Source organism: Vibrio sp. 10N.247.311.13 (assembly GCF_041467595.1).
In the GTDB taxonomy this organism is placed as follows: Bacteria; Pseudomonadota; Gammaproteobacteria; order Enterobacterales; family Vibrionaceae; genus Vibrio; species Vibrio crassostreae_C.
In genome coordinates, this window is record NZ_JBFSUX010000098.1 from 1 (window position 1) to 8,178 (window position 8,178).

At 35.1% G+C, this 8,178-nt stretch carries 7 protein-coding genes; 1 reads left to right on the plus strand and 6 read right to left on the minus strand.

Annotated features, from left to right (window positions below):
- Positions 1 to 444: 444 nt before the first annotated feature.
- A complete protein-coding gene (locus tag AB6E52_RS22305) occupies positions 445 to 780 on the plus strand; it encodes a transcriptional regulator (protein ID WP_371980164.1) in 336 nt (111 codons plus the stop codon).
- A 567-nt stretch (positions 781 to 1,347) separates the two neighbouring features.
- On the opposite strand, the gene AB6E52_RS22310 is transcribed toward AB6E52_RS22305, so the two are convergent.
- From AB6E52_RS22310 to AB6E52_RS22335, 6 genes are all read right to left on the minus strand, one after another.
- Positions 1,348 to 2,211 (minus strand): outer membrane beta-barrel protein, encoded by an 864-nt coding sequence (locus tag AB6E52_RS22310; RefSeq protein WP_371980165.1) that lies wholly within the window; start codon positions 2,209 to 2,211, stop codon positions 1,348 to 1,350.
- On the minus strand, positions 2,211 to 3,269 hold the full coding sequence (locus AB6E52_RS22315; protein WP_371980166.1) for a hypothetical protein: 1,059 nt from the start codon (positions 3,267 to 3,269) through the stop codon (positions 2,211 to 2,213). Before AB6E52_RS22315 ends, AB6E52_RS22310 begins: the two co-directional genes overlap by 1 nt.
- Positions 3,270 to 3,271: 2 nt before the next feature.
- A complete protein-coding gene (locus AB6E52_RS22320) occupies positions 3,272 to 3,997 on the minus strand; it encodes a hypothetical protein (RefSeq protein ID WP_371980167.1) in 726 nt (241 codons plus the stop codon).
- A gap of 20 nt (positions 3,998 to 4,017) precedes the next feature.
- On the minus strand, positions 4,018 to 6,792 hold the full coding sequence (locus AB6E52_RS22325; RefSeq protein ID WP_371980168.1) for a CS1-pili formation C-terminal domain-containing protein: 2,775 nt from the start codon (positions 6,790 to 6,792) through the stop codon (positions 4,018 to 4,020).
- The gene (locus tag AB6E52_RS22330; RefSeq protein ID WP_371980169.1) at positions 6,789 to 7,301 is read right to left on the minus strand and encodes a hypothetical protein; all 513 of its coding nucleotides are present in this window, start codon (positions 7,299 to 7,301) and stop codon (positions 6,789 to 6,791) included. The genes AB6E52_RS22325 and AB6E52_RS22330 overlap by 4 nt, the downstream gene beginning before the upstream one ends.
- Before the next feature lie 116 nt (positions 7,302 to 7,417).
- Complete coding sequence (locus tag AB6E52_RS22335; protein ID WP_371980170.1) at positions 7,418 to 7,957, minus strand: hypothetical protein; 540 nt, start codon at positions 7,955 to 7,957, stop codon at positions 7,418 to 7,420.
- Positions 7,958 to 8,178: the final 221 nt, after the last annotated feature.

Below are 8,178 nucleotides of genomic sequence, written 5' to 3' on the forward strand. Positions count from 1 at the left end.
TCTGGTTCAAGCCCAAATCAGGTCAATTTAGGCATTTCGCAGGATGAGTGTATCTAAAATCCCGAAAACAGCATGAAAGTGTTCAACAAACACCCGTGTTTAGATTGTAGAGCAGAAGTTAGATGAGTCAGCGACTCATTCCGACGAGAGTTATGCCGCGATCGTTCAGGTAAGGAATCATTCAGATTCCTTACCTTCAAGCTTAGATAAAAGCTCGTGCACCTCGGTTAAACTTTTTCAAAACGTTAATATCAGAAAAATCTCTAGATTATCAAAGTGAATTTACATAGATGTAGCCATTAGGCATTGTGTCAATATATTTTGTTTTCTCTGCCTAATGTCACCACGCGTATTACAGCATACAATTATCCCAATCGTTAATAATAAATATTATTAATTTTTTTGCAAATACTAAGTTTGCCACTGACCATGGGGTTAAAGATTATGACGAATAAATGTCCATTTTATAGCTGTAAAGACTGTATAGAGAATAACCAGAAAAAAACGGGCTGCCGACCAATAAAACTGTATGAAAACAATGGATCGTCAAATAAGCACCAAAGGTTACTCTGTCTGTTAGGTTTTAAAGGTGAAGGTGCAATATTTTCTACTGATGAAATAAAAGAATTTGTTTGGCCTAATAGTATTGTAGGTGAAAGTAGTGTGCCTCAACTAGTACACCACGCAAAAAAACTCATTCCTGATGGCTATGATATAATTTGTATAAGAAATCGTGGCTATTTACTGGTTTCACCTAATGCAAAAATATTTACTGCTTAAGATGATTCAATATAATGAGTTATAAAAATGTGTATGCTATTTTGAACAGTGAACGCTATCAATCTATGGTTCAGGTTGGATATAAGTTATAAGCTATTGTGAATTCAAATAGAGAGATTATTGGCTATGAATGCTTAGTTGATTTTCGTGGGTTATCGGTTAAATAACAAAAACATATTTTTGATGTGGTATTCAATGTTCTTTTTCTATTTACTAATTGATTAAATAGACTAATCGATGACTTAAAAGTATGTGAAAATTGAAGTGCCTATAAATGAAAATTAATATACGAAATTCAAGTTATATTTAGAAGAATCAAAAAAAGTTAATATCATCATTGAAAGGGTCGCATTACATGCTGTTTTTAATCGTGTTTGTAGTAAGGATACATCGGATAATTTGATAGGGTATCAAGGGTTTGCTTTTGGTCGTTCTTTTTTATAAACATCATCATCCACTATTTTATAGTGGATGATGTTTATTTATAAAAACTCAATAATATGACCTGTCATTCAATGAGTTTTTAAGCTTAGACAAAAGTTATTGTTGGATCGAAAATAAAAGATTTTATTTGCAAACTTTGACTTTATCAATGACTGATAAGCGTTGCCCAGGATATATTAGGTTTAAGTTTGACCCAGATAAACTAGGATTTAATTCAATTAACTTTTCGATTGTCATATCATAATTTTTCCCTATTTTAAGTAGCCACTCATCTTTCTTAACAATATGAGTGGTTGGAACGTTATCAAGTTTGCAATAAATAACCTTCTCAATTACCTCTTTCTCTACTATTTGAGGAATTTCTTCTTTAAGTTTGTTCGCCATAACGACATCCGTTGGTTTTTTTTCCACAATAGCCGTTTGGATAGACGTAGGTTGGTAGTCAGCCACTGTCTGATTTTTGCCAAAGTGATAGCGCATACCAAAATTTAGAGAGTTAATACTACTATGCGATGATACTGGTGAATCATAATAGGCATAACCAACATTAAAAGACAAAAAAGGTTTCAAAAAATAATCAACTTCTACGCTTGCCATTAGCCTATTGTCAGACACGTCATCGAAATTAGATAAGTCAAAATGATGCGCATTACCAACCCCTAATGATAAGTTCGCGTAGTTCGATAATGGATATTTTGCTTTAAGCTGTAGATCAACATGTTCAAAATTCTCGTTTGGATAAATATCTGGTGCGATACCGTAACCGAGGCTAATCCCCAGATAAGGCAAAAAATAGTAGTTTGCCTCTAAGCCAAAACCAATATTGGTCTCGTTAGTATTGGTGTTAGTGTTTCTTGAGTTCACGTGGCCAGCGTAAAATCCGAAAGACGTCTCTGAATCATTTGTGCGTGTGTCATGTTCGGTACTGAAGGCATTGGCACAAAATAGTACTGTTGTTACAGTTATCGATAATAATAATTTAGTCATTACAATATCTCTTCAAATAGAACTAGGAAACTTCCGTGGTAATCATCACTTTCGATATCTCTGGCAGAAATGTCGTGGTAATGAACTTTTAATAGAAAATTAAGCTCTTGTGGGTTTGTTGTTGTTTTAACCGTTGTTATATCTACTTTTCTTGTTCCATTTGAAACAATCATCGAATCGGTACATGAGTTACATGTGATTGAATAGGGGATTTGAACGTTATATTGGCTACCAGTTAACACAAAGTCATTGGTGCTGCTAAAGTTTAAATATAAACCTTCTGCGAAGTATCCAGTGGCTTTAACATTAAACAATGTTTGCCCAGAAACAGTCTGATTTGTGGTGTCATATATTGGTAACATTTGCCCGAATACCGCGCCATCACTATTGCCATTTGATACTTCTATAGAAGTTAAGTAACTGGCCGTAAAATCGATTTGTACTCGTAAGACTTCTTGAGTTTGATGATGCGTAGGCACACCACCACTAGATAAATAGTAGTATTTAACCGTCACGGGCACTGAACCTGAATAAGTGCCGCTATTTTTATCCGTAAAAGCATCAAATAGCTTAGAGTTTTCTAATTTAATGATAGGACGATAAAAGTAGAAAGGTGTGATGCGAGCAGAATTCAGTAATGAAAAATTTGCTCTACACTCTGTATTGACGGTATTCCCCATGATTGACACAATGGGTGCACTATAATCACTTGAAGCACAGGCTGTACCAGAGTTGATAAATAATGAGTCTTTTGTTGCTCTAGCCTGACCAGTATTATACTGAATGCCAGCAATACTAAAATCTACTGAGACAGTATCGCTACCATTCGATAACGTTATAGAGGTTGCTTGTTCGCTACTAACAGCGTTGGCTGGTATCCATTGAGTTGTTGGATCTAAACCCGTAACGTTGGACCATTCACTAGCAATAAGTGTATTTTGGCCACTTGAAAAGGCGTTGTTCCATATCAGATTATGACCGACTAATGTACCCTCAAGGTTAAAAGCCAATGTCGCGTGACTAACTAACCCGATAAAAAGAACTAGGAGTCTATTCATTTCTAATTACCCAATGTTTGAGACTGACCTTTTACAAAAGATAATTTTCTTCTGTAAGTTTCGTCATGATTCACAACCATGACTTCAATTTCTTCATCTTGTAAGTATTCTGGAACGATAAATTCTTTTACCCGACCTGAGAGTGAAGTATAAGAAGACTGACATTTAACGTTGAGTTTTGCGGTGCATTTGCTAATCATAAATCGAACATAAGTATTGCCTGTATTTTTCATTAATACCGTATCGCCCTTATAGGTCATTTCGTAAGCAATTTTGCTTTTTGCCGCGGGTATGACAAATAGTGGCGCATAACCAAAGTTAATGGCTAGAAGCGGTGCTTCTTGTTGTTCTGGGTTTTCTACGTATGGTACTGGTGCGAATGTAATTTGATACACTTTGTCTTGTTCGAAGTTACATTGGTTGCCACAAAGCGAGCGAATTCCGACTTGTTTAACTCGTTGAGATTCCAAAATTAACTTAGGGTGCGTAACAGTAATCTCCCAGTCATTTAAGTTGTCTTTACTATAAGGCGTTTTTACTAACTCACCGTTTACTACATCCACTTTTTCGATACTGGAGGTAATAAAGCTTGTTGAGGCGAGTTCGTTAGTTAAAGTAAATACGCCATTTCCGTACTCATCTGCAGTGGTGAGCATAGAGTCTATTTTCAACGCTTGTGCTGGCGCTGAGATAATAAACAGCAATAATGTAGAATATAAATATTTCATGTGGCTAGCTCTTCTAAAATTTAATTTGACAATGCATATTCAGCATTAATATTACGAGATGTTTTAGCGTGTTTGTTCGTTGCTTCAAACGCACTTTTTACTTTTTGGCTTATTGAGTATGACGGACGAATTACGGCATAAACAAAGTTTCTCTTTCCGATTGAATGTTCTAATATTTGAATTTGTTCTTCAGCGATCACTTTGATATCTGATTCAGAAATATAGGCGTTAAAATCATCATCATATTCACCTAAGAATAATATTTGCTCCTGATCACTATTTTCTTTTAGTTTGTTATAAGCTAACAATTGAACATCTGGTATGCAGTAGTTATCACCGAAATTATAAGCATCGACGTCATCGATGTTTGGAATTAAGCAGATTTCTTTACTACCAACCAGTGAGAATAATTGCCCTTCTCGTACAGATACTTTATATATGCCATCCATTAGTTCCATCATGGAAACGCAACCAGAACCTAAACACTCAACATTTTCAACCGGAGTATTAAATATATTTTTAAACCCACTAATGAAAGTGATAACTCGAGTAATGCTAGGTTCTAGTTCTAATACTGTTCCTGGTAGGCTATATGCCTGAGCAGAGCGGTCTCCAACGTTATAGAGGTCAACACTTTCAGCATCATAATACGAGTTGTAGCTGCTGTAGCTTCGAAGTGGACTTATCGATTGATCTGAATACAGTATTGATTTTTGTTGTTGCTGGCCATTTCGGTCAATAACCAATAAACCTCGGTTAGCAGACTCTTGGTCATAACGAACATTACTATCTGTATTTACTGCTAAATAGGATTCTGATTGATCTTTGGTTAAATAGAGATTTTTGTTCTTGGTGATGATCTGAGAACTGCTTAAATTAACATTAATGGAACGTTCGCCACTCGTGTCTAGATACGCATAAGCTCCAGCAGAAAATTCATCTTTCGTTATCTGTGCACTAGAACTGAATGAGGTGTAATTATTCGGATATGAACTAGAATAATTTTGAGTAACCTGAGCGTTAGCATATATATCTTGGTCATCAACTAAATCGTCAGTTGTTAATCCTGCACTAATTTGAGTGACTTCGGATTCTGTTGTGCGCACAGTGGTTCGCCCTGTGACCGAATCTGATAGTGGAATGGACCAAACAACGCTGAATGAAGCCTCATCAAATTGTTCACCAGAAAAATCGTAGCTACCATTAATATCTAAAGTAGAGTTTCCAACAGAATTTAAAGACATACCTCCTGATAGATAGCTTGATTTAAATCCATTAAAATTATCCGACCCATGTTGTTCTATGTAATTAAATGATAGGTAACCAAATTTGGACATTCCAAGTGATAGGTTGGTTGCTAACGTATATTTCAAATAATCTGATTCATTGAACATATATTGCGATAGAGAGGGTTTATCATTTCCCGATAAATAGAATTTTTCTATAGATGCCGTCCAATTGCTAACATTAACACTGGTTTCAAATTGAGTTGATTGGTCATCATATATATAAGCACTCATTGTGGCTTGAGATTGGTATGGAAGATAAAACCGCCCTCCAAGATTGGCATAGTTGCCCTGATTTGAAAGAGAGACTCCTCCACCAATAGTGATGGAATCAAGCGGCCTATAAGCAACGAGTGTACGAAGGAAATGTTCACCAACAAAATGAGCATTAATTTCATCTTGTTCGGAATCACTGAACCGAGATTGGTCAATAGTGGCTAACATGTCTGAGTTGGTATCTTCGTATGACCCTACTGTCGTTCTAAAATCAACCCCTTTTACTTGTAAAGAGTCGTTGCTGGTATTGTATATCGATCGAACTTCTTGTTTGATAATATCTGTGCCTGAATATATAACCATTCGAATATCGTAGCGACCAAAAGGCAATTCACTGTTAGTGATAAAACCCTGACCTTGAGATATATTTTTTTGCAAGATTATTTTGTCATCTCTGTATATGGTTAATACACCATTACTTGGCGAAAAATAAAATATTTTTTGAACAGATGCAGCTCCAGACATGACTAAATTTTTTGATGTGCCAAAATCCAAAGACCATTCGCTATTTTTTACACTATTAATTAAAAAATCTGTAGAGTTAAACGATTTTCTATTATTTGTATATCCAGTTGTTAATTTGTAATTATTGAATTCTAAATTATAGAGCAGCTCATCAATATCAAGATCATTCTCGCTGTTTCTATAGTTCATTTCTGTCGATACATGGCCATAGGGGAGCCCTAAAATAACTTTATCGTAAACGCTAAAATTACTGTAATCTTTATCGGCAGTAGCATACAAATTAACACTATTGATTAGAGCACTATTTTGATTATATGCACTAGCATACTCAAGTTCTTCATTGGTATAGCTTAATTTAAGGTATTTAGGATTGACTCTAAAATGAAGCTTATTGGAATAATAGTCATAATATAATGAGTAATTTTCTGGTATTTCACGACATTTTTCGGGGTCGGTTGAACACATCTGATCGTTTGTTATTCCTTTTTTTAGATCGGATATGAAATTTTCTGCTAATGTTTCTGAAACACTAGTATTGGCCAAAATACGTATCAATTCTCTCTCTGAGCTTAGAGAAGTCAATGTTGTTGTATCGTAGCTTACATTCATCGGAATGGCATGGGCTCTGCCTTGAACGTCAATAAAGTTAACTCTTTTTTCTACGGTGTCATATAATTCCGTAAACTCAGACGGTACGCCTGCATAAACGAGTCTTGAGAAAATAAATAAAATAAAGAGAAAGTAATTTTTTATGGAGTTATTTTTCATATTGAAAATTCCAATAGCATAGTAACAGAGCCTCTGCAGTCTATTGCTGTCTCGGGGAGTGATTTAAATTTGATACTCGTTTTATATTCTGCAGCTTTCCTATTATCTATGACTTTATTAAATTCAAAATCAACGGCTGTATCTAGAGTAATTAATTTTTCATCCAGATGAATAACAGCTAATTTATCACTTTGATCAATGACTAATTGATTAAAATCGGTACATTCAGTTTTATTTTCCGACATACGAATAGCCAAAGATAGATCGGTGTTTTCCTGAGGAATATCTGTTTCGATCATTAGATTTGAAAATGCTTCATCAAATGTTTTTGTATTTCTATTATAATTTAGCAATAAAGAACTAGGTTGAAACTCAAAGCGAGTAATTGCATACGAGAAAAAACTATTTTTATCAATGGTGGTGTAGACTGAAAAGTTATAAGGTATGGTTGTTGAATATGCATAATTACAAAACAACATTAAATTAAATAATAAATAAGCATATTTCATTTTTTAACCTGAAATTTTGATACATAGACTCTTTTAACCGTTAAGAAAAAGAGTCTATGTTTTATTACAATCTTAAACCTTACAGAAATGCATGGTTTATGAGGAAGTGCTTAAGTTTATGCACCCGGAGTAGCGGTGATAGCAACAGAAACCGTTACAGCGTTGTATGCGTCTACATCAGTAACTTCAGTGTCATTTTTAACACTTAAAGTGAGTTCACCTGCTGGAGTTGCATGTTGAGTTCCTACAGTAAAATCGCCCAAAGATGCGCTACCAGTATCTGTTACTACAGTTGTATTTTGAGTGCTTGTGTTTGCCCCAAATAAGGTAGTAACACCAGTTACACGCCATGTTGCTTTTGGATCAACCTCACCAATTAGTTCAGCCGTAGCAGCTACTGTGTCAGCAGGTGTATATTCACGAGCTTCAATTTTTACCGGTGTTAACGTTTCAAATGTACCGTTTTGGTTGACGAGTAAAACGCCGTCAGCAATTTGTTTTGCACCGTTGTTACCAGTGATAATTAAAGTATCACCAGGAATGCTGTTACCAACTAGTCCGCGGAATACAACATTTGCATCAGGATCGGCAGCATTAGCTGCAGTTCCAGTAACGGCAAATAATACTGATGTTAATAATAATTTTTTCATAAGCATGATTACATGTCCTTAAAGTATAATTTCAATGTATATTTGATACAGGAAGTATCTAAATAACGTAATTGTTTAAGTGATCAAAATGTGTCATCTATTTTTCTTTTCACTAACATGATTATTCGACCAAATGTTGGTGGATCACGCTATTGAATAATAATTATTATATGAACCGGCGACGGTGTCGCCTGAGCGGCCAACGGCCGAAAACAAAAAGACTCAAC